Raw genomic sequence first — 26,320 nt, forward strand, 5'->3', positions numbered from 1 at the left:
GGGCCCTTGCGGGCCGGCCGTTAGATCTGCGCTTGGCCGGCAAGCCGGCTCCTACAGGGCGGGAGCGGCGTAGCCGGCCAGGTTCTCAAGTGCGGTATTCCGCGTTGATCTTCACGTATTCGTGAGACAGGTCGGTGGTCCAGATGGTTTCGCTGCAAGCGCCACGGCCCAGTTCGATACGGATGGTGATTTCTTCCTGCTGCATCACTGCGGCGCCCTGGGCCTCGGTATAGCTGGCAGCACGCGCGCCGCGGCTGGCAATGCAGACCTCGCCGAGGAACACATCGATCTTGCTGACATCCAGGTCCGGTACGCCGGCACGGCCCACGGCCGCGAGGATGCGGCCCCAGTTCGGGTCGGAGGCGAACAGCGCGGTCTTGATCAATGGCGAGTGAGCCACGGTGTAACCCACGTCCAGGCATTCCTGATGAGTGGCGCCGCCGTTGACTTCAACGGTGACGAACTTGGTCGCGCCTTCGCCGTCACGGACGATGGCCTGGGCCACTTCCATGCACACCTCGAACACCGCCTGCTTCAGGGCAGCGAACAGCGGGCCCTCGGCCTGGGTGATTTCCGGCAGCTTGGCCTGCCCGGTGGCGATCAGCATGCAGCAGTCGTTGGTGGAGGTGTCACCGTCGATGGTGATGCGGTTGAAGGACTTGTTGGCACCGTCCAGCAGCAGGTTCTGCAGCACTTCGCGGGAAACTTTGGCGTCGGTGGCGATGTAGCCAAGCATGGTGGCCATGTTCGGACGAATCATCCCTGCGCCTTTGCTGATGCCGGTCACGGTGACAGTCACGCCATCGTGCTGGAACTGGCGGCTGGCGCCCTTGGGCAGGGTATCGGTGGTCATGATGCCAGTGGCCGCGGCGGCCCAGTTGTCCACGGACAGGTCATCCAGCGCGGCTTGCAGGGCGCCTTCGATTTTCTCCACGGGCAAAGGCTCGCCAATCACCCCGGTGGAATAAGGCAGCACGGCACTGGCATCGACTCCGGCCAGTTCGGCCAGCTTGGCGCAGGTGCGCGTCGCGGCGGCCAGGCCTGGCTCACCGGTACCGGCGTTGGCATTACCAGTATTGGTCAGCAGATAACGCACCGGGCCTTGTACCCGCTGCTTGGCCAGGATCACCGGCGCGGCGCAGAACGCATTGAGGGTGAACACACCCGCCACCGTGGAGCCTTCGGCACAGCGCATGACCACCACATCCTTGCGCCCAGGGCGCTTGATGCCGGCCGAAGCGATACCGAGTTCGAAACCGGCAACCGGGTGCAACGTAGGCAAAGGACCAAGACCAACAGCCATGAATGCGCTCCTCTTATCTGGTGTCTGCACCGTCGTCTCAAAAGACGGTGTCGCAAATGGAAAAACGCCGCGACGGCTGATGCCGTCACGGCGTGGGTGTTTCAGTGTCTGGCGAGGATCTTAGTTGATCTGGCCGTGACAGTGTTTGAACTTCTTGCCCGAGCCGCAGTAGCACAGCTCGTTGCGACCCAGCTTCTGTTCGTTGCGCACTGGCGCGGAGGCCAGGGCGACATCGACATCAACCCCTTCTTCCAGGGCTTCCGGCTGATCCAGACCCGGCGCCTCGGCGTGTTCGAACTGCATGCGCTGGGCCAGCGCCTCGGCTTCCTGGCGCAGGCGCGCCTCTTCTTCGGCCGGGTCTTCGCGACGCACCTGGACGTGAGACAGCACGCGGATCGAGTCGCGCTTGATGGAATCCAGCAACTCGGAGAACAGGGTGAAGGACTCGCGCTTGTACTCCTGCTTCGGGTTCTTCTGCGCGTAGCCACGCAGGTGAATCCCGTGGCGCAGGTGGTCCATGGTCGACAGGTGGTCTTTCCACAGGTCGTCCAGTACCCGCAGCACGATCTGCTTCTCGAAGGTACGCAGCGCTTCGGCGCCGGCCTGGTCTTCCTTCTCGTTGTACGCGGCGATCAGTTCATTGAGCAGCTTCTCGCGCAGGGTTTCTTCGTACAGGTGATCGTCTTCGTCGAGCCATTGCTGGATCGGCAGACTGACACCGAAGCCGTTCTGGATGGCTTCTTCCAGGCCCGCCACGTCCCATTGCTCAGGCAGCGATTGCGGCGGAATGTGTGCGCTGACGGTGGCGTTGAGCACGTCCTGGCGGAAATCGGCGATGGTTTCGCCAATGTTGTCCGCCGCCAACAAGGTGTTGCGCATGTGATAGATCACTTTACGCTGCTCGTTGTTGACGTCGTCGAACTCCAGCAATTGCTTGCGGATGTCGAAGTTGCGGCCTTCCACCTTACGCTGGGCCTTCTCGATGGCGTTGGTCACCATGCGGTGCTCGATCGCTTCACCGGACTGCATGCCCAGGGCCTTCATGAAGTTCTTCACCCGGTCAGAGGCGAAGATACGCATCAGGCTGTCTTCCAGGGACAGGTAGAAGCGGCTGGAACCGGCGTCACCCTGGCGACCGGCACGACCACGCAGCTGGTTGTCGATACGACGCGATTCGTGACGCTCGGAAGCAATCACCTGCAAGCCGCCGGACTCCAGTACTTGCTGGTGACGCTTCTGCCAGTCGGCCTTGATCTGGGCGATCTGCTCAGGTGTCGGGTTTTCCAGAGAAGCAACTTCCACTTCCCAGTTACCGCCCAACAGGATGTCGGTACCACGACCGGCCATGTTGGTGGCGATGGTCAGCGCACCTGGGCGACCGGCCTGGGCAATGATTTCCGCTTCTTTTTCGTGGAACTTGGCGTTCAGGACCTTGTGCTCGATGCCTTCCTTGTTGAGCAGGTTGGACATGTGCTCGGATGTTTCGATGGTCGCGGTACCTACCAGCACCGGGCGGCCCTGGGTCATGCATTCCTTGATGTCGTTGATGATCGCGGCGTATTTCTCGTCCGCGGTCAGGAACACCAGGTCGTTGTAGTCCTTGCGCGCCAGCGGCTTGTTCGGCGGAATCACCATCACCTGCAGGCCGTAGATCTGATGGAACTCGAAGGCTTCGGTGTCGGCGGTACCGGTCATGCCGGACAGCTTGGTGTACAGACGGAAGTAGTTCTGGAAAGTGGTCGAGGCCAGGGTCTGGCTCTCGGCCTGGATGTTGAGGTTTTCCTTGGCTTCGATGGCCTGGTGCAGGCCTTCGGACAGGCGACGACCCGGCATGGTACGGCCGGTGTGCTCGTCCACCAGGACCACTTGGCCATCCTGGACGATGTATTCGACGTTACGGTTGAACAGCTTGTGCGCGCGCAGGCCGGCATAGACGTGGGTCAACAGGCCCAGGTTGTGCGCCGAATACAGGCTTTCGCCTTCAGCCAGCAGGCCGACCTGAGTCAGCATCTCTTCGATGAACTGGTGGCCGGCTTCGTTGAGTTCGACCTGACGGGTCTTCTCGTCGACGGTGAAGTGACCGGCCTTGGTGACCTGGCCTTCCACTTCCTCGATGTGCTGCTCAAGGCGCGGGATCAGCTTGTTGATTTCGGTGTACAGGCGCGAACTGTCTTCAGCCTGACCGGAAATGATCAACGGAGTACGGGCTTCGTCGATGAGGATCGAGTCGACTTCGTCGATCACGGCAAAATTGAGCTCGCGCTGGAACTTGTCTTCCATGCTGAAAGCCATGTTGTCGCGCAGGTAGTCGAAACCGAATTCGTTGTTGGTGCCGTAGGTGATGTCGGCGGCGTAGGCGGCACGCTTCTCTTCAGGCGGCTGGAACGGCGTGACCACGCCGACGCTCAAGCCGAGGAATTCGTACAGCGGGCGCATCCAGTTGGCGTCGCGACGGGCCAGGTAGTCGTTCACCGTCACCACGTGCACGCCCTTGCCGGACAGTGCGTTGAGGTACACACCCAGGGTGGCTACCAGGGTCTTGCCTTCACCGGTGCGCATTTCGGCGATCTTGCCTTCATGCAAGGTCATGCCACCGATCAGCTGCACGTCGAAGTGACGCATCCCCATGATGCGCTTGCCGGCTTCACGGGCAACCGCGAAGGCTTCGGGAAGCAGTTTGTCGAGGGTTTCACCCTTGGCGATACGGGCCTTGAACTCGGCGGTCTTGGCACGCAATTGATCGTCCGAAAGGGCCACCATTTGCTCTTCGAAGGCATTGACGATCTGTACCGTCTTGAGCATGCGCTTGACTTCACGCTCGTTCTTGCTTCCAAAAAGTTTCTTTAACAAAGGCGCAAACATATCGGCAGGATCTTCCACACATAGGGTTGGAGGGCGGCCCCGTGAGTCGCCCGAGCAGCCCTCATGGCCGCATGCGAACGAGCATTCTACCCGGAAACGATGGTGAGGAAAGTGGCGTTATTCCACGATGCTGGCACAGCGCTGTGACGGGGCTCACTTAAAATAAGGGCTTTTTGCCGAACTTCAAGCCCATTGACCACAGAAGTTAATGATTACGATCAGCAAAGAAGCAGAAATTCGTCCAAGTCCGAAAAAGCGATGGGTCCGGCGGAGTCGGCGCTTTCTGCTACCATGGCGCCTCTGTAACTTCAGGTTTCTGATCATGGCATTTCGCCCCCTTACGGCACGCGCACCCGCCGTTCTTCTTCGCGAAGCCAAGCCTCTGAAAGCCATACTCGGCCATGCCCAGCGCCTGGCGCATCTGCAGCGCCTGCTGGAGAGCCAGTTGCAGCCGGCCGCCCGCGAACATTGCCACGTTGCCTCCTGGCGCGAAGGCAGCCTGTTGCTGATCGTTACCGACGGCCACTGGGCGACTCGCCTGCGCTATCAGCAAAAGCGCCTGCAACGTCAATTGCAGGCCTTCAACGAGTTCACCCACCTGACGCGCATCCTGTTCAAGGTCCAGCCGCCCACTGTCCAGCAAGGCGCCGTGGGGCACACCATGGATCTTTCGAACAACGCTGCCGAAACCATCCAGGCCACGGCCGAAGGCATCAGCGATCCCAACCTGCGCGCCGCCCTGGAGCGCCTGGCCAGCCACGCCAAACCGCGGGGCTGACTCAGGCCTGCGTTTCACCGACGCTTGCTGCCCCCAAGCAACGACCCCATCAAGCCCCGTACCAGTTGCCGGCCCAACTGATAGGCCGCCTGGCGCATCGCCGACTTCAGCGCCTGCCCGGCCGCCGTGCCAAGAAACTCTCCAGCGCGGTCGGCCAGGCTGGGTTCTTCGGCCACCGGCTTGCCAGAGGCCGGCTGATCCTGCGGGGCCAGCTCCTTGCGCCCCATCAACACCTCATAGGCTGACTCACGGTCGATCGGTTTGTCATAACGCCCGAGCAACGGCGAACGGGCGATCAACGCCTTGCGCTCGGCCTCGCTGAGCGGCCCGATGCGTGATTGCGGCGGCGCCACCAACACCCGCCGGACCGTCTCTGGCGTGCCCTTGTCCTGCAAGGTGCCCACCAGCGCCTCACCGATGCCCAACTCGGTCAGCACTGACAGCGCATCAAAGGCCGGGTTGGGACGGAAACCATCCGCCACCGCGCGCAAGGATTTCTGCTCCTTGGCGGTGAAGGCGCGCAAGCCATGCTGAATGCGCAACCCCAACTGGGCCAGCACATCGTCCGGCAGGTCTCCCGGCGACTGGGTGACGAAATACACCCCAACGCCCTTCGAACGAATCAATCGCACCACCTGTTCCAATCGGTCCTGCAAGGCCTTGGGAGTGCCGGCGAACAACAGGTGCGCCTCATCGAAAAACAGCGCCAGCAGCGGCTTGTCTGCATCGCCGCGCTCCGGCAACTGCTCGAACAGTTCGGCCAGCAGCCATAAAAGGAAGGTCGCGTAGACTTTCGGCGCCTCGTGCACCAGGCGGCTGGCATCCAGCAGATGGATCCGCCCGCGACCATCGGCCGCCGGCTGCAGGATGTCCTCCAGTTGCAGGGCCGGCTCGCCGAACAGCGCCTCTGCGCCTTGCTGCTCCAGGGTCGCCAGGCGCCGCAACAGCGCCTGGCTGGAGCCGGTGGTCATCAACGCCGCGTCATCCCCCAGCAACTGAGGATGGTCCTTGAGGTGATTGAGCAGCGCCTTGAGGTCCTTCAGGTCCAGCAGCAACAGGCCTTCGCGGTCTGCCACCTTGAATGCGGCATACAACGCCGACTGCTGGCTGTCGGTAAGCTCCAGCAAGCTACCCAGCAGCAAGGGGCCCATTTCACTCAGCGTAGTGCGCAGAGGATGACCGCTTTGCCCGTGGATATCCCACAAGGTCACCGGATAGGCCTGAGGCTGATGCTCGAGCCAGGGCATGCCGGCGATCCGCTCGGCGACCTTGCCCTGTGGGCTGCCCGCAGCCCCCAGCCCGCACAGGTCGCCCTTGATGTCCGCGGCGAACACCGCCACCCCGGCATCACTGAAGGCCTCCGCCAAACGCTGCAGAGTGACGGTCTTGCCCGTGCCGGTGGCACCGGCCACCAGGCCGTGGCGGTTGGCCAGGCGCATGGCCTGGGCGATCGGCTGGCCATCAAGGTCGGCGCCAATGATGAGTTGCGATGAGTCAGGCATTTTGTCACCCCGGGTTAATCTTTGGCCTTACACGGTCGATATGAAGAAATGATGGATCAGAAGTATCTGAAATAAAGGTCAGGTAATTCCTTAGGGACAGATGGAGATATCAGCTTACTTATAACACCGCCCTTTTCGCGCGCTTTTCCAAGCCAATGCCCTGGACTCAAAGACCTTAGCGGACACCCCCAAGCCATGAACAAAAATCTGCGCTTCAGCCACAAGATCCTGCTTGCCGCCTCGCTGATCGTCATAGCTGCCTTTGCACTATTCACGCTCTACAACGATTACCTGCAACGCACCGCCATTCGTAATGATCTGGACAACTATCTTCAGGAAATGGGCGATGTCACGGCAAAAAATATTCAGACCTGGCTTGCCGGTCGCGCCCTGCTGATCGAAAACATCTCCCAGTCGGTGGCCCTCAATCCCGACCCGAGCAATGTCAGCAACCTGCTGGAACAGAAATCCGTCAGCTCAACCTTCATGGGCGCTTACCTGGGCAACAAGGACGGCAGCTTCATCATCCGCCCCGACAGCAAGATGCCGGATGGCTATGACCCGCGCGCGCGCCCTTGGTACAAGAGCGCCGAAAGCACCAACGGCTCGGCCCTGACCGAACCCTATATCGACCTGGCCTCCGGCCAGTTGGTGATTTCCATCGTCGACAGCGTGGTCAAGGCCGGCCAGCGGATCGGCGTGGTCGGTGGCGACCTGAGCCTGCAAGTGATCACCGACAGCATCAATGCCCTGGACTTCGACGGCATGGGCTACGCCTTCCTGATCAGTGCCGACGGCAAGATCCTGGTGCACCCGGACAAGAACCTGGTGATGAAGAACCTCAAGGACGTCTACCCCCAGGACACGCCGAAGATCAGCAGTGAGCTCAGCGAAATCAGCGTCGATGGCAAACCGCGCATCGTCACCTTCACCCAGATCAAGGGCTTGTCCTCGGTGAACTGGTACATCGGCCTGTCGGTGGACAAGGACAAGGCCTTCGCCATGCTCAGCGAATTCCGCACCTCGGCGTTCATCGCCACCCTGACCGCCGTGGCCCTGACCATCGCCCTGCTCGGCCTGCTGATCCGCCTGCTGATGCAGCCGCTGCACGTGATGACCCGGGCCATGCAGGACATCGCCGATGGCGAGGGCGACCTGACCCGACGCCTGAACATTCATAACCAGGATGAATTCGGCATCCTCGGCACCGCCTTCAACCGCTTCGTCGAGCGCATCCACGGTTCGATCCGCGAAGTGTCATCGGCCACCGAGCACGTCAACGAGGTTGCCCTGCGGGTAGTCAGCGCCTCCAACTCGTCGATGCTCAACTCCGACGAACAGGCCAGCCGCACCAACAGCGTGGCCGCAGCGATCAATCAGCTGGGGGCCGCCGCCCAGGAAATCGCCCGCAATGCCGCCCAGGCCTCGCAGCAAGCCAGCGACGCACGCAACCTCGCCGAAGACGGCCAGCAAGTGGTGGATCGCAGCATCCAGGCGATGAACCAGCTGTCGGACATGATCAGCGCCTCCAGCAGCAACATCGAGACCCTCAACAGCAAGACCGTGAACATCGGGCAGATTCTCGAAGTCATCACCAGCATTTCCCAGCAGACCAACCTGCTGGCCCTCAACGCGGCCATCGAAGCCGCCCGGGCCGGTGAGGCAGGACGCGGTTTTGCCGTGGTTGCCGATGAAGTCCGCAACCTGGCGCACCGTACCCAAGAGTCGGCGCAGCAGGTGCAGGGCATGATCGAGGAGTTGCAAGTGGGCGCTCGCGAATCGGTGAGCACCATGAGCAACAGCCAGCGCCATAGCCAGGACAGTGTTGAGATCGCCAACCAGGCCGGAGAACGGCTGAACAGCGTGACCCAGCGCATTGGCGAGATCGATGGCATGAACCAGTCGGTGGCCACCGCGACCGAGGAACAGACCTCGGTGGTGGAGTCCATCAACATGGACATTACCGAGATCAATACGCTGAACCAGGAAGGCGTAGAAAACCTCCAGGCAACCCTGCGCGCCTGCTCCGATCTGGAGCAACAGGCAGCGCGCTTGAAGCACCTGGTGGGCAGTTTCAGGATTTGATGAGGGGCCCTCAAGGCCCTTTCGCCGGTGAACCGGCTCCCGCCCAGGGAGCCGATTGCCAACCATTGCCGGCGCACCACTCACTGCGGTTGCGGCGGCTCCTGCTGCAACTGCTCCCACAATTGCTCGGCACCGGGAAACTCGGTGCCGTGTTCGGCATCCAGCTCATCGGGGTCGTAGCGGCTCAAGCAACCTTCGCCGAGCGTGGCGGGGGCCTTGGAAGTGGCTTTATCCAGCGGATCGGTCATCGGGCTGACCTCATGATGGGCAAAACCAGGACCGGGGCATTGAACCTGCGCTCCTGGTTTTCTTTCAATCAGAACACCACGGTCTTGTTGCCGTGCACCAGCACGCGGTCTTCCAGGTGGTAGCGCAAGCCACGGGCCAGCACCATTTTTTCCACGTCACGGCCAAACCGCACCATGTCCTCGATGCTGTCGCTGTGGCTGACCCGGACCACGTCCTGCTCGATGATCGGACCCGCGTCCAGCTCCTCGGTGACGTAGTGGCAAGTCGCGCCGATCAGCTTCACACCGCGCAGCGAGGCCTGGTGGTAAGGCTTGGCACCGACGAAGGACGGCAGGAAGCTGTGGTGGATGTTGATCACCTTGTGCGCGTACTCGCTGCACAGCTCCGGCGGCAAGATCTGCATGTAACGCGCCAGCACCACCACTTCTGCGTCGTGCTGCTTGACCAGACGCGACACCTCGGCAAAGGCCGGTTCCTTGTCCTGCGGGTTGACCGGCACGTGGTAATAAGGAATGCCGTGCCACTCGACCATGCTGCGCAGGTCGTCATGGTTGGAAATCACGCAGGCGATCTGGCAATCCAGCTCATCGCTGTGCCAGCGGTGCAGCAGGTCCGCCAGACAATGGGATTCACGGCTGGCCATCAGCACCACGCGCTTTTTCTCGGCGGTGTCGGTGATACGCCAATCCATCGAGAACTCTTCGGCAATCGGCGCAAACGCCTCGCGAAAGGCCTCCAGACCAAAGGGCAGCGAATCGGCACGAATCTCGTGGCGCATGAAAAACCAGCCACTGAGGTTGTCCGAGTGGTGGCTCGCTTCGGTGATCCAACCATTGTGGGAGGCTAGAAAGTTACTGACTTTGGCAACGATGCCAACGCGGTCAGGGCAAGAAATCACCAACCGAAAGGTGCGCATGAGGGGGAAACTCCAGAACTTCGCAAAGGTCGCCATTCTAGCCATTGCGCGACAAAACTGCAGTATTCATTGCATCCCGCGCCTTGATTAGATCGCCAAGAGCCCCTTGCGCCCGGCTTATCGAGTGCTACTCCCGGCCCCGCAACGACATTTGCAAATAGCGCTTAACTAGTTTGCGAATAACCCGCCGGAATGCATCAGCCTATTAAATAGCGAAATGACTTTTACGCCTAAACACACTAAGAGAGACGAATAAAGCAGCGTTATTATGTTTACTTGCTCAAACTCCCTGACTATTATTGCGACACTGTCACCCAGCCACTCAGCGCTCAATAAGGTAGTCCTCATGTCCCTGATCAACGAATACCGTGCCACTGAAGAAGCCATCAAAGAACTGCAAGCGCGTTTGAAGAACCTGTCCCAAGACGACAAACTGAAAGCCGAGCTGGAGTTCGAAGGCAAACTGCGCAGCCTGATGGGCGAGTACTCCAAGTCCCTGCGCGACATCATCGCGCTGCTGGATCCGGACTCGAAAGTTAAAGCACCTCGCGCCGCGGTTAAAACCACCGGCACCAAGCGCGCCCGTAAAGTTAAACAGTACAAGAACCCGCACAACGGCGAAGTCATCGAAACCAAAGGTGGCAACCACAAAACTCTGAAAGAGTGGAAAGCCAAGTGGGGCGGCGATGTAGTTGAAGGCTGGGCAACCCTGCTGGGCTAATACCCCCGTTGAGCGCCCGGGCTTTGCCGCCCAGTAGAAAAAACGCCAGCATGCTGGCGTTTTTTTATGCCCTGGCAACCTGCTCAAGGACCAGGGGCGAGGCTCACAGAGCCAGACGGCGAGTCAGGGCCTGCACATATTCCTGCCATTGATGCAGAACCTGACGCTGCATCGGGTCGGCATTTAACAAGGACTGCTCCAGCCCTTGGCGGAAACTTTCCAGGGTATTGGGCGCGCCGAGTTGCGGATCAAGCAAACGCTGCTGACAAAAACCCAGCCAACGCTCTTGCTCGGTGCTGTTCAATGTTTCCGGAAAGTTGCGAGCGCGGTAGCGAAAGAGTAATTCGGGCAAGCGCTCATCATCGAATGGCCATTGTTGCTGCGCCAAGTGCAATGGATCAGCCTCACGCACTTGCTCACACAAACGCCGATCACGGTCACCAATAAAGCCGTCGTACAACTGCTGCTCCGGATCATCGCTCGCGGCGAATTCATCCGGGCCATAAATCAGCGAAAGTTTATCCCGCCAAACTTCCTGAGCCTCGCTCAAAGCCAACGCCCGCTGCTGATATAGCGGCATATCCAAGTGCAGCCGCTGTTGATCTTCGCTGCGCAGAACAGTCAATGGCGCCACTACCGGGCAGCGATTGATATGGATGAGTTTCAACGGCACCGGCAACTCGTCTTCGTGCAAATCTTCCCGGCGGGTGTACAACCGCTGACGCAAACTTTGCGCGTCCAGGTCCAGTAGTCCCTGGGGGTCCAGGTGCAAATCGCAGACAATCAGGGCATTGCGATTGCGCGGATGCCAGGCCAGGGGCAAGACCACACCGACGTAGTGACGCGCCGCGGAAAAACGTCCGGAGATGTGCACCATCGGTTGCAACAGGCGGATCTGGTCCATCACTCGCTGCTTGCTGCGCAGCTGGAACAACCAGTCATACAGCTTGGGCTGCCGGTCGCGGATCAACCGCGCCAGCGCGATGGTCGCGCGGACGTCGGACAGCGCATCGTGAGCCTGGCCATGATCAATGCCGTTGGCCGCGGTCAGCCGCTCCAGCTTGAGGGTCACCTGCCCCTGCTCTTCAGGCCAGACGATGCCCTGTGGGCGCAGCGCATAGGCCGTGCGCACCACATCGATCAGGTCCCAGCGGCTGTTGCCGCCCTGCCACTCTCGGGCATAGGGATCAAAGAAGTTGCGATAGAGGCTGTAGCGGGTCATCTCATCATCGAAACGCAAGGTGTTGTAACCGACCCCACAGGTCCCCGGACGTGCCAGTTGCCCGTGCACCCGGGTCATGAACTCCGCCTCGCTCAGGCCTTGCTCGGCCAGGCGGCCGGGGGTGATGCCTGTGATCATGCAAGCCGCCGGGTGCGGCAGGATATCGTCGCTGGGCTGGCAGTAGAGGTTGACCGGCGCGTCGATCTCGTTGAGTGCCAGGTCGGTGCGAATACCGGCCACTTGCAACGGGCGATCACAACGCGGATTGATGCCGGTGGTTTCGTAGTCGTACCAAAAGAGGGAAGTCACGGCCTGTTCCTGAACTGAAAGACCGCCGCAGTCTAGGCGCTCAAGCGCCGTCAGGGCCAGCCGCACGAACCTGGGCGCGGTCATTGGCCATGCTGAATTCGTAGTTAATGATGTCGTTTCACCCTCAGACACTGCTAGCATCGGCGCTGGATTTTTTACCAGAGCAAGCCGACAAGTTACCCATGCTTGAGACGACAGCCACGCCAAGGAATGCATCGCTGCACCCGCCACTGGACACGCGCTACCAGGTCGAAACCCCCGAGGGCATCGACTTGCCACTGCGGCCTGCGGGGTTACTGGTACGCACCCTGGCGTTCAGCCTCGACCTGGGCATCCGCGGGCTGGTACTGGGCCTGCTGTTCATCATCCTGGGCTTTTTCGACGAGGTCGGCGTCGGCCTCGGCTCCATCCTGCTGTTTCTCGTCAGCTGGTGGTACATGGTGCTGTTCGAGGTGTTGAACCAGGGCCGCTCCCCCGGCAAGCACCTGATGGGGTTGCGCGTGGTCCAGGACGACGGCACCCCGATTGGCTGGAGCGCCTCCCTGACCCGCAACCTGCTGCGTTTCGTCGACATGCTGCCCTTCGGCTATTTCCTGGGCGCCATCAGTTGCCTGCAGCACCCGACCTTCAAACGCCTAGGCGACCTAGCGGCCGGCACCCTGGTGATATACCGCGAGCAGGCAATCAAGCGCCCCGAGCTGCCGCCAGCAGTGCCACGCACCGCGCCCTTCGCCCTGAGCCTGAATGAACAACGGGCAATCCTTGGCTTTGCCGAACGCCAGGGCCAGCTGTCGGCCGAGCGCACCCGGGAACTGGCGGCCATTCTTGCGCAGCCACTGCATGTACCCAGCGCCCAGGCTACGGCCGAACTCAATGGCATTGCCCGCGGTTTTCTGGGAACGACATGAAACAAATCCATTTCGAGAACCGCCACCAGGCGCAATGGCAGCAGTTCGAGCAACTGCTCGAACGCCTGGAGCATGGCCGGGCCAAAGCCGAGGAATGCCAGAGTTTCGTCCAGGACTACCGGCGCCTGTGCCAGCACCTGGCCTTGGCCGAGGAACGTGGCTACAGCAGCTACCTGGTCGACCCGCTGCAACAGCTGGCCTTGCGTGGCCACCAGCAGCTGTACCGCCAACGCAGCGCCTTCGGGGCCAATGTCCTGAGTTTCGTGCTGGCCGGTTTCCCGCGTCTGGTGCGCCAGGAATGGCGCCTGGTGCTGCTGGCCAGCTTGCTGTTCTTCGGCAGCCTGCTGGCGATCGGGGTGCTGGTGTACCTGTTCCCCAACCTGATCTACAGCCTGGTCAGCCAGCAGCAAGTCAGCGAAATGCAAGGCATGTACGACCCGACCGCCGGGCGTCTTGGACGAGCCGCCGAACGGGCCTCGAGCGAAGACTGGGTGATGTTCGGCTACTACATCATGCACAACATCGGGATCGCCTTTCAGACCTTTGCCAGCGGCCTGCTGTTCGGCCTGGGCAGTGTGTTCTTCCTGTTGTTCAACGGCTTGATGATCGGCGCCATCGCCGGCCACCTGACCCAGATCGGTTTCGGCCAGACCTTCTGGCCCTTCGTGATCGGCCACGGCGCCTTTGAACTCAGCGCCATCGCCCTGTCCGGCGCCGCCGGGCTGAAGCTTGGCTGGGCGCTGATCGCTCCTGGGCGCCTGACCCGCGGCGAGGCACTGTTGCAGGCCGCGAAGGTCAGCGTGCAACTGATCTACGGGGTGATCATGTTCTTGCTGATCGCGGCTTTTGTCGAAGCCTACTGGTCCTCCATGACCTGGCCCGCCCCCTGGGTCAAATACAGCGTCGGCACTGCCCTCTGGGGCCTGGTGGCGGCCTACCTGACCCTGGCCGGACGAGAACCCCATGCGCCTGAGTGACGCCAGCGTGGTGATCCGCCCCCGCACAGCCTGGGAAGCCATGGACCTGGGCGTGCTCCTGAGCCAGCGCCATCGACGCCTGTTGATGACCAGCTGGGCGATTGTCAGTTTGCCGATATTCGCCCTGTTGAGCCTGCTGCTCTGGGAGTCGCCGTCACTCGCGGTGCTGCTGTTCTGGTGGCTGAAACCGGCCTTCGAACGCCTGCCGCTGTTCATCCTCTCCAAGGCCCTGTTCGGCGAGACCCCCAGCCTCGGGCAGGCCCTGAAACAATGGCCACGCCTGCTCAAGCCACAGTTGTTGGCCAGCCTGACCTGGCGTCGCTTCAGCCTGAGCCGCAGCTTCATCCTGCCGGTGGTGCAACTCGAAGGCCTGAGCGGCGATGCCCGGCAACAACGCCTGGCGGTGCTGCTGCAGAAAAATGCCGGCGCCGCGCGCTGGCTGACCCTGATCGGCATGCACCTGGAAGGCGCCTTGTGGATCGGCCTGATGGTGCTGTTCTACCTGCTGCTGCCACAGCAGGTAGAAATGGACTGGAACTGGCAGAGCCTGGTGATCGCCGCCCAGCAGGACTGGCTGTGGCTGGAGCACCTGACCAACACCTTCTACGCCCTGGTCCTGGTGCTCTGGGAACCGATCTACGTGGCCTGCGGCTTCAGCCTGTACCTGAACCGGCGCACCGAGCTGGAAGCCTGGGACATCGAACTGGTGTTCCGCCGCCTGCGTCAGCGCCTGAGCAGTGTCAGCGCCCTGCTCCTGCTGGCCGGCCTGCTGTTTCTGACTGCCCCCCAATCGCTCTGGGCGGCCCCGCCGAGCAGCTCCGCAGCCGGCCCGGAGACGCCGCGCCTGCTGCACCAACCGCTGACCAGCAAAGCCTCCCGCGATAGCATCCAGGGCATCCTCGACAAGCCGCCGTTCAAGAATCAGGAGTCGGTCACCCGCTATCGCTTCGGCGATGAACAGCCCCCGAAAAAGGACGCCAAGGGCAAGCCGCCAGGCTGGCTCAAGAACCTGCTGGAAAGCTTGGGCAAGAACAGTTTTGGCGGTGTGGCCAAGGGCCTGGAGATTCTTCTCTGGGGCCTGCTGCTGGCGGGCCTGGGCTGGCTGATCTGGCGTTACCGCGATTGGCTGCAGGCCTTCGTCAGCCGCCGTCCGCGGCCGCGCAAGAAACGCCCCGCAGCCATGCCCCAGCAGTTGTTCGGGCTGCAAGTCAGCAGCGAAACCCTGCCCGCCGATGTCGCCGCCCGCGCCGCCGAACTCTGGGCCAGCCAGCCCCGGGAAGCCCTGGGGCTGCTGTACCGGGCGCTGCTCAGCCGCTTGCTGGAAGACTTCCACCTGCCCCTGAGCGTGGCCGATACCGAAGGCCAGGTACTGGAGCGGATCAAGGACCTGCAGCAGCCACAACTGGAGGCCTTCAGCATTGACCTGACCCACCACTGGCAGAACATGGCGTACGGTCACCAGGTCCCCGGCAGCGAGCTGCAACCCCTGCTATGCGACGCCTGGCGTCGCCTGTTCGGCCCGGGAGCAGCAGCATGAAGCGCTATCTGTGGGGCAGCCTGATCCTGCTCCTGGCCCTGGTACTCGGGGCCAGCGGCTACTACCTGTATACCCAGGCCACGCCCTACCAGGAAGTGGTCGACCACGGCCCCTCCCCCGAAGCCCAGGCCAACCCCTACCTGGCGGCCGAGATGTTCCTGCGTGAGCGCGGCCTCAAGGTGCAGCACGCCAATGGCCTGGACGTACTGGCGAGCCTGCCCCCGGCCGGCAACAGCCTGTTGCTGCTGGGGGAACGCTCGAACATGAGCCCGCCCCAGGTCGAGCAGGTCCTGGACTGGGCCCGCGCCGGCGGCCGCCTGCTTTTCGTCGCCGAGGCCCTGTGGGACGAAGACAGCCAGAAGAGTGGCGACCTGTTGCTGGACCGGGTGCAGATCCACCAGCAGCTCAGCCAGGACCTGGAGGAGCCACCGGAGCCGGAAGCCGATGACGCGTATCCGAAGCTGACCAAGGTCTACCTGGATGGCGAACAGGCCCCGGCCTACATCGGCTTCGACACGGACTTCCACCTGGACGACCCGCAGAGCCTGGCGCAGTCCTGGGCCGACAGCGGCGTCGCCACCCACATGATCCAGCTTGAATATGGCAAGGGCACGGTCATCGTGCTCACCGACGCCGATATCTGGAAAGCCCCGGCCATCGGCCTGTACGACAATGCCTGGCTGCTGTGGTACCTGAATACCGATACCGCCGTGACCCTGCTGTTCAATACCGACCACCCTGACCTCTGGCAATTGCTCTGGCGGCATTTCCCCCAGGCCCTGGTGGCCCTGGCCCTGCTGCTCGCCCTGTGGTTATGGCAAGCCAGCGTGCGCCACGGGCCGCTGCAGGCACCGGCGCCCAAGGCCCGGCGCCAGTTGCGTGAACACCTGCGGGCCAGCGCCGACTTCCTGTTGCGCCATGCCGGCCAGGGCCCGCTGCTGCAGGCCTTGCAACTGGACATCCGGCGCCGGGCGCGCCGCCGCCATCCGGGCTTCGAGCAATTGCCGACCGAAGCCCAGTGGGAAGTGCTGGCCCTGCTCAGCCAACAACCTGTCAGCGCGGTTCGACAGGCCCTGCAACCCTTGTCCGGGCAGCGCCTTTCCAGCGTTGATTTCAGCCACCAGGTCGCCCACCTGCAAACTCTCAGGAATGCCCTATGAGCGAACAACCCGTCGAACCCATTGAATCTTCCGAGGCTCTGCAACCTCAGGTGCATGCCGCCCAACAGCGCCAGCGGGCCAGCCAGTTGGCCCAGGCGGTGCGCCAGGAGCTGCAGAAGGTGGTGATCGGCCAGGAAGCGGTCATCGATGATGTGCTGACCGCCCTGATCGCGGGCGGCCATGTGCTGCTCGAAGGCGTCCCCGGGCTGGGCAAGACCCTGCTGGTGCGGGCGCTGGCCCGTTGCTTTGGCGGCGAGTTCGCGCGTATCCAGTTCACCCCGGACCTGATGCCCAGCGACGTCACCGGGCACGCGGTGTACGACCTGCAGACCGAGCAGTTCAAGCTGCGCAAGGGCCCGCTGTTCACCAACCTGTTGCTGGCGGACGAGATCAACCGCGCCCCGGCCAAGACCCAGGCCGCCCTGCTGGAAGCCATGCAGGAACGCCAGGTGACCCTGGAGGGTCGGGCACTGCCGATCGCCCAGCCGTTCATGGTCCTGGCCACCCAGAACCCGATTGAACAGGAAGGCACCTACCCACTGCCCGAGGCCGAGCTGGACCGCTTCATGCTCAAGTTGCGCATGGATTACCCGGACGCCGAGGAAGAGCTGAACATGGTCCGCCAGGTGGCACGCTCGACCCGCGCCGACATGCTCGACGTGCAGCCCCTGCGCACCGTACTGCAGGCCAAGGACGTGCTGGCCCTGCAGCGCATCGCCAGCGAATTGCCGCTGGACGAACAGGTGCTCGACTATGCCGTGCGCCTGGCCCGGGCCACCCGCAGTTGGCCAGGCCTGACCCTGGGCGCCGGCCCTCGTGCGTCGATTGCCCTGGTGCGTGGGGCGCGCGCCCGGGCCTTGCTGCGCGGCGGCGAATTCGTGATTCCGGATGACATCAAGGGCTGCGCGATGGCCGTGCTGCGGCACCGGGTGCGGGTTGCTCCGGAGCTGGATATCGAAGGCCTGTCAGTGGAACAGGTGCTCAAGCAGATGCTCGAGCAGGTTCCGGCACCGCGCCTGTGAGCCGCCCACGCCGATGAAACCGACCCGTCTGCTGCTGATCTGGCTCGGCACCCTGACCGCCCTCTATACCTTGCTCGGTGCCGCCCGCGCCCTGGGTAGCGAGGCCTTGCCGCGCCTGGATTCAATTGCCTGGGGCCTGCTGCTGGCGTTACTGCTGCTGGCGCTGCTGGACGCCTTGCGCCTGCGCCGCCTGGCTTCGCCACACATCCAGCGCCAGCTCCCCGGCAGCCTGCCCCTGGGCCGCTGGAGCGAAGTGCAACTTCAGATCCAGCACAGCTACCGACAAGCACTGGACGTGCAACTGTTCGACCACCCGCCCCAGGGCCTGGGCTTCGAGCACCTGCCGCAATCCACTCGCCTGGAGCCGGGCCAGGTCAGCCGGATCGGCTACAACCTGCGCCCGCTGCAGCGTGGCCACTTCACTTTCGACCAGTGCGAAATCAACCTGCCCAGCCCCTTGGGGCTGTGGAGCGCCCGCCGCCTGATCAAGGTGCACGACAGCACCCGGGTCTACCCGGACTTCGCCCGCCTCTACGGCGCGCAATTGCTGGCGGTGGACAACTGGCTCAGCCAACTCGGCGTGCGGCAGCGACAACGCCGTGGCCTGGGCCTGGAGTTCAATCAACTGCGCGAGTTTCGCGAGGGCGACAGCCTGCGGCAGATCGACTGGAAGGCCACCGCCCGCCAGCGCACGCCCATCGTTCGCGAGTACCAGGACGAACGCGACCAGCAGATCATCTTCATGCTCGACTGCGGCCGTCGCATGCGCAGCCAGGACGGCGAACTGGCGCACTTCGACCACGCCCTCAATGCCTGCCTGCTGCTCAGTTATGTCGCCTTGCGCCAGGGCGATGCCGTGGGCCTGTACAGTTTTGCCGGGGAGCGCTCGCGCTACCTGGCGCCGGTCAAGGGCTCGGCTCAGTTGAACGTGCTGCTCAATGGCGTCTACGACCTGGACACCAGCCAGCGACCTGCCGACTACCAGGCCGCCGCCAGCGAACTGCTGGCCAGGCAGAAGCGTCGGGCGCTGGTGGTGCTGGTCACCAACCTGCGGGACGAGGACGACGAGGAACTGCTGACCGCGGTCAAGCGCATCGGCCGCCAGCATCGGGTGCTGGTGGCCAGCCTGCGCGAAGAAGTGCTCGACCAGTTGCGCCAGAGCCCGGTGCAGACCCTGCCCGAGGCGCTGGCCTACAGTGCGACGGTGAACTACCTGAACAGTCGCGCCGAACTGCACGAGCGGCTGAGCGCCCACGGCGTCGCCCTGCTCGATGCCCGTCCGGGAGAGTTGGGGGCCGAGTTGGTCGGTCGCTATCTGAGCTGGAAGAAAGCCGGCAGCCTGTAGCGGCTGCCCTGTCCGTCAGGCCGAAGTCTGCAACGGATGAAAGCTGAAGTAATGGCGCAACGTCTGCTCCAGTTCGGCCCACTCCGCACCCGCCCGCAACAGGCTGAAACCGCTGTCGTAATGGTGCGGCGTGAGGTCTTCATGGCACCACAGGCAGTGAGCGCTGAAGTCGATGAACTGCACCTGACCGTCACCGCCAGCGGCTTTCACCCGTAATTCGAAATCCGCACCGATCAGCATCGGCAAGTGGCTGATCAGCATCAGCCCGTCGGCCGACAGATTGCCAAGGAAGCCGACCGGCTTGTCGGTGAAACGGTTGAATACTTTTAAAAAGGACGGCAGTTGGTGCCGCTCGATCCGAGGTTCCATGAACATGCTGGGTATCGCTATGAAAGGCCATTAAGCATGACCGCACTAGTGCTTCGGAACAGGCCCTGAGATCGGCCCGCTCTCCTGGATTCGATACGCGAGGAAGATTGCCAGAAGGATTCCAACGCCACTGCCGCCAGCCAGGCCGGGACAGTTTTCGAACAGCCTGTGCAGATGTTAGCTCAAGCTCACGGGGCGATTACACCGCCCCTGGTGAAACTCCATTACAACGCAGTGCGACGAACTTGAGCGGCGCCGTTTGCCGGGTAGTGTCCCAACTGCTGCAGCGTATCCAGCCGGGCGCGGGCACGGAATGCGTACTCGCTGCTGGGGTACTGGGTAATGATGTACTGGTAAGTCTGCACGGCATCGACGAACAACTTCTGACGCTCCAGGCATTGCCCGCGCAGCATCGAGACTTCCGGCTGGATGTAACGACGGGCGCGGCTGTCACGGTCGACCTGGCTCAGCTCGAGCATCACGCTCTCGCAGTTGCCACGGTCATAGGCCCGGTAGGCATTGTTCAAATGGTAATCCATGGACCAGCGGGTGCAGCCGACAACACTGACGGCCAGGGCAGCAATGAGTACGAATCGCATGAGGTATCTCCTGTCTTGTGCAGTGTATCGACTCATCGGCAAAAATCTTCAAGGTTGTTGCGGTAAACAAACAAAGCAATAAGTAGTGCAAACGAACAATGACTACAACTTCGGAGCATAGTAGCCTCTCGTTGCGCTTGAACTCAGGAGTCCGTGCATGTCCGTTCGTCGTACCAAAATCGTTGCCACCCTTGGCCCGGCCAGTAACTCGCCGGAAGTTCTCGAACAGTTGATTCTCGCGGGCCTGGATGTTGCCCGCCTGAACTTCTCCCACGGCACTCCGGACGAGCACAAGGCTCGCGCCAAACTGGTCCGCGACCTGGCAGCCAAGCACGGCCGCTTCGTGGCCATCCTCGGTGACCTGCAAGGCCCGAAGATCCGTATCGCCAAATTCGCCAACAAGCGTATCGAACTGAAGATCGGTGACAAGTTCACCTTCTCCACGGTCCACCCGCTGACCGAAGGCACCCAGGACATCGTCGGCATCGACTACCCGGACCTGGTCAAGGATTGCGGCGTCGATGACGAACTGCTGCTGGACGACGGCCGTGTGGTCATGCGCGTGGAAACCGCCACCGCCACCGAGCTGCACTGCGTAGTGACCGTCGGCGGCCCGCTGTCCGACCACAAAGGCATCAACCGTCGTGGCGGCGGCCTGACCGCCCCGGCCCTGACCGAAAAAGACAAGGCCGACATCAAGCTCGCGGCCGAAATGCAAGTCGACTACCTGGCTGTCTCCTTTCCGCGTGACGCCGCCGACATGGAATACGCGCGCAAGCTGCGTGATGAATCCGGCGGCACCGCCTGGCTGGTGGCGAAGATCGAACGCGCCGAAGCCGTGGCCGACGACGAAACCCTCGACGGCCTGATCAACGCCAGTGACGCAGTGATGGTAGCCCGTGGCGACCTGGGCGTGGAAATCGGCGACGCCGAGCTGGTGGGCATCCAGAAGAAAATCATTCTGCACGCTCGTCGCCACAACAAGGCGGTGATCGTAGCGACCCAGATGATGGAGTCGATGATCCAGAACCCGATGCCGACCCGTGCCGAAGTGTCCGATGTGGCCAACGCCGTGCTCGACTACACCGACGCCGTGATGCTCTCGGCGGAAAGCGCCGCCGGTGCCTACCCGCTGGAAGCGGTACAAGCCATGGCGCGGATCTGCGTCGGTGCGGAAAAGCACCCGACCAGCAAGACCTCCAGCCACCGCATGGGCAAGGTGTTCGAAAGCTGCGACCAGAGCATCGCCCTGGCCGCCATGTACACCGCCAACCACTTCCCCGGCGTCAAGGCGATCATCGCCCTGACCGAAAGTGGCTACACCCCGCTGATCATGTCGCGCATCCGTTCCTCGGTGCCGATCTACGCCTACTCCCCGCACCGCGAAACCCAGGCGCGCGCGGCGATGTTCCGTGGCGTCTACACCATCCCGTTCGACCCTGCCTCCCTGCCGCCCGAGCAGGTCAGCCAGGCCGCGATCGATGAGCTGCTCAAGCGCGGCGTCGTGGAGAAAGGTGACTGGGTGATCCTCACCAAGGGCGACAGCTACCACACCACCGGCGGCACCAACGGCATGAAGATCCTGCACGTCGGCGACCCGATGGTCTGAACCCAGGCCCGCTGAACAAAAAGCCCCGGCGCCAGAAACGCCGGGGCTTTTTCATGCCCGCACGAAACAGATGTCGAAGCGTTCAACCCTTGGCGAGAAACCCGGACAGCGCGGCAATCGCTTCCGGCGACTGCAGGCGACGGGTGAATTCCACCCCCTCCTGTTCAATGACCTGGCGCAATTGCTCGCGGATCGGGGCCTTCATCAGGCGCTTGCTCACCTGCACCGCTTCTGGTGCCAACTGGCTGAAACGCAAGGCCGCTTCGCGGGCCTTGGCCAAGGTTGCCGCGCCATCCCCCAGGGCGGCCGTGGCAATCCCCCAGGCGGCCGCCTGCTCACCACTGAAACCGTCGCCGAGCAGCAGCAACTCCGCCGCCTTGGCCTGCCCGAGCAAGCGCGGCAGGATCAGGCTCGAACCAAACTCCGGACACAGCCCGAGGTTAACGAACGGCATGCGCAGGCGCGCATCGCGGCTGACATAGACCAGGTCGCAGTGCAGCAGCAGGGTCGTGCCAATGCCCACCGCCGGGCCGGCCACCGCGGCCACCACCGGCTTGCGACACTCCAGAAGGCTGCGCATGAAGCGAAACACCGGGCTGTCCAGATCCCGGGGCGGTTGCTGGAGAAAGTCGGCGATGTCATTGCCGGCGGTAAAGCATTCGCTGCTGCCGCAGATCAGCACCGCGTTGATCTCGGGGTCGGCGTCCGCCTCGCTCAGGGCCTCGGCCAGACGGCTGTACATGGCACGGGTCAGGGCATTTTTCTTGTCGGGACGGTTCAGGCGCAGGGTCAGCAGCCCGCCCTCGCGTTGCAGCTCGATGGCATCGGTCATGAGGATCTCGCTCTGGAAGAATCAGCGCTCAACCACGGGGCAGGAACACATCGGCCAGCAGTTGATTGCGCGGCAACCCCGCCAGGTACAGGCGCCGGGCGAAGGCTTCGACACTGTCAGGGTGACCGCAGAGTAAGGCCTGGGTTTGCCGGGAAACAAGCCGCAGTTGCGCCAAAGCCGCTGTCAGCTCGGCCCCGGTCCACAGCTCGACGGACAGCTGGGCACGGTTCGCCGCCAGGGCCGCCAGGGGTTTGGCCAGGTAATGCTCACTGCTGTCATGCGCCAGGTGAATGATGCGGATGGGCCCCTGGTGATCCTGGCGCAGCGCCTCGCGCAACACGCCGAACAAAGGCGCCAAACCGGTTCCCGAAGCCAGTAGCCAGAGCGGGCGTTGCTGCCAGTCCGGGTCGTAGTGCAGAGCGCCGCCGCGCAGTTCCCCCAGGCGGATCGGATCGCCAAGCTGCAGCTGGCGGGCCGCATCGCTGAACTGCCCCGGGTGCCGGCAATCCAGGTGAAATTCCAGGAAGCGATCGTCTTCCGGCAGGCTGGCCAGAGAATATGGCCGGGCGATCTGGGCAGTCCACAGCACCAGGTGCTGGCCGGCGCGGTAGCGCAATGGCCGCTCCGGTTGCAGGCGCAGACGCAGCACCGTGCTCGACAGCCAGTCCAGGCCGATCACCGTGGCGGGCAGGCCATCGCGCACCGGGTCGAAGGTCTCGACCTGCAAGTCCTCCACCACCTGGCACTGGCAGGCCAGGCGCCAGCCGCGCCGGCGCTGCTCATCGCTCAGGGCATCCGGCCGACTGTCGCTGGGCACCCCCTGGACGCAGTGCACCAGGCAGGCATGGCAGCTGCCGGCACGACAACTGTAGGGCACCGCTATGCCGGCCTGGTTCAAGGCATCCAGCAGGTTGCTGGCTGGGGCTACCGACCAGCGCCGGGTGCCAACGATCAATTCAGGCATCGAGGTTTTCCCAGGCGGCCGAACAACGATTGCGGCCGTCGCGCTTGGCCCGATACAGCGCCTGATCGGCGCGTTGCAGGGCCGTATCCAGATCTTCACCAGCCCGCAGCAGGGTCATCCCCGCCGACAGGCTCAGGTCACGAACATTCAGGCCCACCAGTTGCACCTCCATGAAGGCCAGGCGCAAGCGCTCGCAGCAGGAGGTGAGGCGCTCGGCGTCGCACTCGGGCAACAGCACCACGAATTCTTCACCGCCATAACGGGCCAATACATCGCCATCGCGCAGACAGGCCGTGGCGACCGCGGCGAAAGCCTGCAGCACCTGGTCGCCGGCCGCATGACCGTGGACATCGTTGATTCGCTTGAAATGATCCAGGTCGATCAGCGCCAGCCCATGCACCTGCTCCTGGTCCATGGCTTGCAGCTCGCGACTGGCAATGCGCAGGAAATGCCGGCGGTTGAACAGGCCGGTCAACTCGTCGGTGGCCACCAGGTCCTCCAGCTGTCGCATCATGCCCCGCAGGGTGTCCTGATGGGCCTGCAAGGCAAAGCGCCGCTGGCGCATGCGCGAGCGCGAGGCCTGGACGTAGGCGGCATACAGGCACATCCATACCAGCATCACCAGCAGCACGCAGACTTGCAGCGCAGCCAGTTGCGGATCCCCGAGCAGCAGGCGATAGCCGTCCCACAGGTTGACCCCGGCAAAACAGAAGAAGATCAGCGCCGCGCTGCGCAGATAGGCCCGGCGGGACAAATGAAACAGGCCAAACAGCAGGGGCAGGATATAGAACACCAGGAACGCCCCGCGGGCCTGGTCCAGATGGGCTATCAGCCAGGTTTGCCAGGCAATGCCCAGCACCACCTGGAGCTCGGTCAGGCTGGGGTCGGCGAATCGCAGGTTGCGGCCGCTGACAAACACCCAGCACAGCAGCCCCTGGCTGGCCAGCACCAGCCCTGTGGCCCACAGCGCACTGACGGTCGAAGCACGGTAATGCCCGGTGGCGACGGCCAGCCAGAACAGCAGCAGGATCAGTGCGTACGTACCCGCGGCAATGGCGAAGCGCTTGAGCAACAAGCTCTGGATGGCTTTATGGGTCAATCGTTGACTCACCGTGAGAAAGGAGGCTTAAAGAGTTTCCTACCCTGCAGGCCACTTGCCACTTTAGTGCTGCGCCCGGCAAATGACTATTCAAATTTTAGGCGCTGTCGCGCGCTTTCGGCACCGATCCAGGCAAGAACAGTGCCCATCCGATGGGCGACTTTCGTTGACCCGGCTGGCGGGTGTACCCAACCCCCAGGCGCGGTATACTGCCGCGCCTTTTTAGCGTCGCGCCAGTTGTCTGTCCGGCGTGCCTTAGAAGGTGCCGGCATCCGACCGATCCACCCAAGTGCCGGCACCTTATTAAATGTTCCCGTCTTTTAGAGGAGCGCGACTCATGACCGTGATCAAGCAAGACGACCTGATTCAGAGCGTTGCCGACGCCCTGCAGTTCATTTCCTACTACCACCCCGTGGACTTCATCCAGGCGATGCACGAGGCCTACCTGCGCGAAGAATCGCCGGCTGCCCGTGACTCCATGGCACAGATCCTGATCAACTCGCGCATGTGCGCCACCGGCCACCGGCCGATCTGCCAGGACACCGGCATCGTCACGGTATTTGTTCGCGTGGGCATGGACGTGCGCTGGGACGGCGCCACCATGAGCCTGGACGACATGATCAACGAAGGCGTGCGTCGCGCCTACAACCTGCCGGAAAACGTCCTGCGCGCATCCATCCTGGCCGACCCGGCAGGCGCACGGAAGAACACCAAGGACAACACCCCGGCGGTGATCCACTACTCCATCGTTCCCGGCAACACCGTGGAAGTGGACGTGGCGGCCAAGGGCGGCGGTTCCGAGAACAAGTCGAAGATGGCCATGCTCAACCCGTCCGACTCGATCGTCGACTGGGTCCTGAAAACCGTGCCGACCATGGGCGCCGGCTGGTGTCCACCGGGCATGCTGGGCATCGGCATCGGCGGCACCGCCGAGAAAGCCGCGGTGATGGCCAAGGAAGTGTTGATGGAGTCCATCGACATCCACGAGCTCAAGGCTCGTGGCCCGTCCAACCGCATTGAAGAAATGCGCCTGGAGCTGTTCGAGAAGGTCAACCAGCTGGGCATCGGCGCCCAGGGCCTGGGCGGTCTGACCACCGTGCTCGACGTGAAGATCATGGACTACCCGACCCACGCCGCGTCCCTGCCGGTGTGCATGATCCCCAACTGCGCCGCCACCCGCCACGCGCACTTCGTGCTCGACGGTTCGGGCCCGGCCGCACTGGAAGCGCCACCTCTGGACGCCTACCCGGAAATCGTCTGGGAAGCCGGTCCGTCGGCGCGTCGGGTCAACCTCGACACCCTGACCCCGGAAGACGTGCAGAGCTGGAAACCGGGCGAAACCGTGCTGCTCAACGGCAAGATGCTCACCGGTCGCGACGCCGCGCACAAACGCATGGTCGAGATGCTGAACAAGGGCGAAACCCTGCCGGTGGACCTCAAGGGTCGTTTCATCTACTACGTTGGCCCGGTTGATCCAGTGGGCGACGAAGTGGTGGGCCCGGCCGGCCCGACCACGGCTACGCGGATGGACAAGTTCACCCGGCAGATCCTCGAGCAGACCGGCCTGCTGGGCATGATCGGCAAGTCCGAACGCGGCCCGACCGCCATCGAGGCGATCAAGGACAGCAAGGCCGTGTACCTGATGGCCGTCGGCGGCGCTGCCTACCTGGTGGCCCAGGCGATCAAGAAGTCCAAGGTCCTGGCGTTCGCCGAACTGGGCATGGAGGCGATCTACGAGTTCGAAGTCAAGGACATGCCGGTGACCGTCGCGGTCGACAGCAAGGGCGAATCGGTGCACATCACCGGTCCCGCCATCTGGCAGAAGAAGATCAGTGACAGCCTGGCGGTAGAAGTGCAGTAAGCCCTTCCTCTGCTTGGCCAAGGCGGCGGCGCTGTTCATTGAACGGCCCGCCGCTTTTTTTATCCGCCGCCCTTTCTCGACACTGTCCGCG

The 26,320-nt window shown here is 62.9% G+C and carries 22 protein-coding genes and 1 pseudogene; 12 read left to right on the plus strand and 11 right to left on the minus strand.

From position 1 onward, the window contains the following. Nucleotides 1–85: 85 nt before the first annotated feature. Nucleotides 86–1,303, minus strand: coding sequence for a bifunctional glutamate N-acetyltransferase/amino-acid acetyltransferase ArgJ (gene argJ, locus LXM55_RS11035; RefSeq protein WP_233320392.1), 1,218 nt, complete (start codon nucleotides 1,301–1,303; stop codon nucleotides 86–88). A 120-nt stretch (nucleotides 1,304–1,423) separates the two neighbouring features. Beyond that, complete coding sequence (gene secA / locus LXM55_RS11040; RefSeq protein ID WP_233320393.1) at nucleotides 1,424–4,165, minus strand: preprotein translocase subunit SecA; 2,742 nt, start codon at nucleotides 4,163–4,165, stop codon at nucleotides 1,424–1,426. Nucleotides 4,166–4,487: 322 nt separating this feature from the next. Between secA and LXM55_RS11045 the strand changes: the two genes are divergently transcribed. After that, nucleotides 4,488–4,943 carry a DUF721 domain-containing protein gene (locus LXM55_RS11045; protein WP_233320394.1) on the plus strand — a complete coding sequence of 152 codons (456 nt, stop codon included), beginning with the start codon at nucleotides 4,488–4,490 and terminating at the stop codon, nucleotides 4,941–4,943. Nucleotides 4,944–4,957: 14 nt separating this feature from the next. Here LXM55_RS11045 and LXM55_RS11050 read toward each other — a convergent pair whose 3' ends face one another. Next, nucleotides 4,958–6,445, minus strand: coding sequence for a helicase HerA-like domain-containing protein (locus LXM55_RS11050; RefSeq protein WP_233320395.1), 1,488 nt, complete (start codon nucleotides 6,443–6,445; stop codon nucleotides 4,958–4,960). Between the two features lie 195 nt (nucleotides 6,446–6,640). On the opposite strand from LXM55_RS11050, the pseudogene LXM55_RS32660 reads away from it, so the two are divergent. Then, nucleotides 6,641–7,672 (plus strand): annotated as a pseudogene (locus tag LXM55_RS32660) (HAMP domain-containing protein); the annotation flags it as partial. A gap of 93 nt (nucleotides 7,673–7,765) precedes the next feature. Then, nucleotides 7,766–8,530 carry a methyl-accepting chemotaxis protein gene (locus LXM55_RS32665; protein WP_442799754.1) on the plus strand — a complete coding sequence of 255 codons (765 nt, stop codon included), beginning with the start codon at nucleotides 7,766–7,768 and terminating at the stop codon, nucleotides 8,528–8,530. Between the two features lie 80 nt (nucleotides 8,531–8,610). On the opposite strand, the gene LXM55_RS11060 is transcribed toward LXM55_RS32665, so the two are convergent. Together LXM55_RS11060 and purU are read right to left on the minus strand one after the other, a co-directional pair. Then, nucleotides 8,611–8,778 (minus strand): hypothetical protein, encoded by a 168-nt coding sequence (locus tag LXM55_RS11060; protein WP_233320397.1) that lies wholly within the window; start codon nucleotides 8,776–8,778, stop codon nucleotides 8,611–8,613. A gap of 68 nt (nucleotides 8,779–8,846) precedes the next feature. Next, a complete protein-coding gene (gene purU / locus LXM55_RS11065; RefSeq protein WP_011063040.1) occupies nucleotides 8,847–9,695 on the minus strand; it encodes a formyltetrahydrofolate deformylase in 849 nt (282 codons plus the stop codon). Between the two features lie 346 nt (nucleotides 9,696–10,041). Here purU and mvaT point away from each other — a divergent pair, with 346 nt between their 5' ends. Then, nucleotides 10,042–10,416 (plus strand): histone-like nucleoid-structuring protein MvaT, encoded by a 375-nt coding sequence (gene mvaT, locus LXM55_RS11070; RefSeq protein WP_011063041.1) that lies wholly within the window; start codon nucleotides 10,042–10,044, stop codon nucleotides 10,414–10,416. Between the two features lie 103 nt (nucleotides 10,417–10,519). Here mvaT and sbcB read toward each other — a convergent pair whose 3' ends face one another. After that, nucleotides 10,520–11,947 carry an exodeoxyribonuclease I gene (sbcB, locus tag LXM55_RS11075; RefSeq protein ID WP_233320398.1) on the minus strand — a complete coding sequence of 476 codons (1,428 nt, stop codon included), beginning with the start codon at nucleotides 11,945–11,947 and terminating at the stop codon, nucleotides 10,520–10,522. A 182-nt stretch (nucleotides 11,948–12,129) separates the two neighbouring features. Here sbcB and LXM55_RS11080 point away from each other — a divergent pair, with 182 nt between their 5' ends. The 6 genes from LXM55_RS11080 to LXM55_RS11105 are packed head-to-tail and all read left to right on the plus strand — an operon-like array spanning nucleotide 12,130 to nucleotide 18,896. Further along, nucleotides 12,130–12,855 (plus strand): RDD family protein, encoded by a 726-nt coding sequence (locus tag LXM55_RS11080; protein ID WP_233320399.1) that lies wholly within the window; start codon nucleotides 12,130–12,132, stop codon nucleotides 12,853–12,855. Further along, nucleotides 12,852–13,832: a stage II sporulation protein M gene (locus LXM55_RS11085; protein ID WP_233320400.1), complete on the plus strand. Its 981-nt coding sequence runs from the start codon at nucleotides 12,852–12,854 to the stop codon at nucleotides 13,830–13,832. The genes LXM55_RS11080 and LXM55_RS11085 overlap by 4 nt, the downstream gene beginning before the upstream one ends. Then, a complete protein-coding gene (locus LXM55_RS11090; protein WP_233320401.1) occupies nucleotides 13,819–15,369 on the plus strand; it encodes a DUF4129 domain-containing protein in 1,551 nt (516 codons plus the stop codon). The genes LXM55_RS11085 and LXM55_RS11090 overlap by 14 nt, the downstream gene beginning before the upstream one ends. Then, a complete protein-coding gene (locus LXM55_RS11095; RefSeq protein WP_233320402.1) occupies nucleotides 15,366–16,529 on the plus strand; it encodes a DUF4350 domain-containing protein in 1,164 nt (387 codons plus the stop codon). Before LXM55_RS11090 ends, LXM55_RS11095 begins: the two co-directional genes overlap by 4 nt. Further along, entirely contained in the window at nucleotides 16,526–17,551 is a 1,026-nt protein-coding gene (locus LXM55_RS11100) for an AAA family ATPase (protein WP_233320403.1), read from the plus strand. Before LXM55_RS11095 ends, LXM55_RS11100 begins: the two co-directional genes overlap by 4 nt. Nucleotides 17,552–17,564: 13 nt before the next feature. Next, nucleotides 17,565–18,896, plus strand: coding sequence for a DUF58 domain-containing protein (locus tag LXM55_RS11105; protein WP_233320404.1), 1,332 nt, complete (start codon nucleotides 17,565–17,567; stop codon nucleotides 18,894–18,896). Between the two features lie 15 nt (nucleotides 18,897–18,911). On the opposite strand, the gene LXM55_RS11110 is transcribed toward LXM55_RS11105, so the two are convergent. Together LXM55_RS11110 and LXM55_RS11115 are read right to left on the minus strand one after the other, a co-directional pair. Beyond that, on the minus strand, nucleotides 18,912–19,271 hold the full coding sequence (locus tag LXM55_RS11110) for a PilZ domain-containing protein (RefSeq protein WP_233320405.1): 360 nt from the start codon (nucleotides 19,269–19,271) through the stop codon (nucleotides 18,912–18,914). 218 nt (nucleotides 19,272–19,489) lie between these two features. Further along, nucleotides 19,490–19,864: a tetratricopeptide repeat protein gene (locus LXM55_RS11115; RefSeq protein WP_233320406.1), complete on the minus strand. Its 375-nt coding sequence runs from the start codon at nucleotides 19,862–19,864 to the stop codon at nucleotides 19,490–19,492. A gap of 157 nt (nucleotides 19,865–20,021) precedes the next feature. Between LXM55_RS11115 and pyk the strand changes: the two genes are divergently transcribed. Then, the gene (pyk, locus tag LXM55_RS11120; RefSeq protein ID WP_233320407.1) at nucleotides 20,022–21,473 is read left to right on the plus strand and encodes a pyruvate kinase; all 1,452 of its coding nucleotides are present in this window, start codon (nucleotides 20,022–20,024) and stop codon (nucleotides 21,471–21,473) included. 82 nt (nucleotides 21,474–21,555) lie between these two features. On the opposite strand, the gene LXM55_RS11125 is transcribed toward pyk, so the two are convergent. From LXM55_RS11125 to LXM55_RS11135, 3 genes are read right to left on the minus strand one after another with little or no spacing between them, the layout of a single operon-like run. After that, complete coding sequence (locus tag LXM55_RS11125) at nucleotides 21,556–22,305, minus strand: enoyl-CoA hydratase-related protein (RefSeq protein ID WP_233320408.1); 750 nt, start codon at nucleotides 22,303–22,305, stop codon at nucleotides 21,556–21,558. Nucleotides 22,306–22,333: 28 nt separating this feature from the next. After that, nucleotides 22,334–23,269 carry an iron-sulfur-binding ferredoxin reductase gene (locus LXM55_RS11130; protein WP_233320409.1) on the minus strand — a complete coding sequence of 312 codons (936 nt, stop codon included), beginning with the start codon at nucleotides 23,267–23,269 and terminating at the stop codon, nucleotides 22,334–22,336. Next, nucleotides 23,262–24,368 (minus strand): GGDEF domain-containing protein, encoded by a 1,107-nt coding sequence (locus LXM55_RS11135; protein ID WP_233320410.1) that lies wholly within the window; start codon nucleotides 24,366–24,368, stop codon nucleotides 23,262–23,264. The genes LXM55_RS11130 and LXM55_RS11135 overlap by 8 nt, the downstream gene beginning before the upstream one ends. 337 nt (nucleotides 24,369–24,705) lie before the next feature. Between LXM55_RS11135 and LXM55_RS11140 the strand changes: the two genes are divergently transcribed. Then, on the plus strand, nucleotides 24,706–26,229 hold the full coding sequence (locus LXM55_RS11140) for a fumarate hydratase (RefSeq protein WP_233320411.1): 1,524 nt from the start codon (nucleotides 24,706–24,708) through the stop codon (nucleotides 26,227–26,229). Nucleotides 26,230–26,320 lie beyond the last annotated feature (91 nt).

It is taken from the genome of Pseudomonas sp. Au-Pse12, assembly GCF_021341665.1.
Classification (GTDB): domain Bacteria; phylum Pseudomonadota; class Gammaproteobacteria; order Pseudomonadales; family Pseudomonadaceae; genus Aquipseudomonas.

Excerpts from the sequence above, each read along its gene's own strand:
- argJ (WP_233320392.1), bottom strand. The coding sequence starts at position 1,303 with ATGGCTGTTGGTCTTGGTCCTTTGCCTACGTTGCACCCGGTTGCCGGT.
- secA (WP_233320393.1), bottom strand. The coding sequence starts at position 4,165 with ATGTTTGCGCCTTTGTTAAAGAAACTTTTTGGAAGCAAGAACGAGCGT.
- LXM55_RS11045 (WP_233320394.1), top strand. The coding sequence starts at position 4,488 with ATGGCATTTCGCCCCCTTACGGCACGCGCACCCGCCGTTCTTCTTCGC.
- LXM55_RS11050 (WP_233320395.1), bottom strand. The coding sequence starts at position 6,445 with ATGCCTGACTCATCGCAACTCATCATTGGCGCCGACCTTGATGGCCAG.
- LXM55_RS32665 (WP_442799754.1), top strand. The coding sequence starts at position 7,766 with ATGCTCAACTCCGACGAACAGGCCAGCCGCACCAACAGCGTGGCCGCA.
- LXM55_RS11060 (WP_233320397.1), bottom strand. The coding sequence starts at position 8,778 with ATGACCGATCCGCTGGATAAAGCCACTTCCAAGGCCCCCGCCACGCTC.
- purU (WP_011063040.1), bottom strand. The coding sequence starts at position 9,695 with ATGCGCACCTTTCGGTTGGTGATTTCTTGCCCTGACCGCGTTGGCATC.
- mvaT (WP_011063041.1), top strand. The coding sequence starts at position 10,042 with ATGTCCCTGATCAACGAATACCGTGCCACTGAAGAAGCCATCAAAGAA.
- LXM55_RS11080 (WP_233320399.1), top strand. The coding sequence starts at position 12,130 with ATGCTTGAGACGACAGCCACGCCAAGGAATGCATCGCTGCACCCGCCA.
- LXM55_RS11085 (WP_233320400.1), top strand. The coding sequence starts at position 12,852 with ATGAAACAAATCCATTTCGAGAACCGCCACCAGGCGCAATGGCAGCAG.
- LXM55_RS11090 (WP_233320401.1), top strand. The coding sequence starts at position 13,819 with ATGCGCCTGAGTGACGCCAGCGTGGTGATCCGCCCCCGCACAGCCTGG.
- LXM55_RS11095 (WP_233320402.1), top strand. The coding sequence starts at position 15,366 with ATGAAGCGCTATCTGTGGGGCAGCCTGATCCTGCTCCTGGCCCTGGTA.
- LXM55_RS11100 (WP_233320403.1), top strand. The coding sequence starts at position 16,526 with ATGAGCGAACAACCCGTCGAACCCATTGAATCTTCCGAGGCTCTGCAA.
- LXM55_RS11105 (WP_233320404.1), top strand. The coding sequence starts at position 17,565 with ATGAAACCGACCCGTCTGCTGCTGATCTGGCTCGGCACCCTGACCGCC.
- LXM55_RS11110 (WP_233320405.1), bottom strand. The coding sequence starts at position 19,271 with ATGTTCATGGAACCTCGGATCGAGCGGCACCAACTGCCGTCCTTTTTA.
- LXM55_RS11115 (WP_233320406.1), bottom strand. The coding sequence starts at position 19,864 with ATGCGATTCGTACTCATTGCTGCCCTGGCCGTCAGTGTTGTCGGCTGC.
- pyk (WP_233320407.1), top strand. The coding sequence starts at position 20,022 with ATGTCCGTTCGTCGTACCAAAATCGTTGCCACCCTTGGCCCGGCCAGT.
- LXM55_RS11125 (WP_233320408.1), bottom strand. The coding sequence starts at position 22,305 with ATGACCGATGCCATCGAGCTGCAACGCGAGGGCGGGCTGCTGACCCTG.
- LXM55_RS11130 (WP_233320409.1), bottom strand. The coding sequence starts at position 23,269 with ATGCCTGAATTGATCGTTGGCACCCGGCGCTGGTCGGTAGCCCCAGCC.
- LXM55_RS11140 (WP_233320411.1), top strand. The coding sequence starts at position 24,706 with ATGACCGTGATCAAGCAAGACGACCTGATTCAGAGCGTTGCCGACGCC.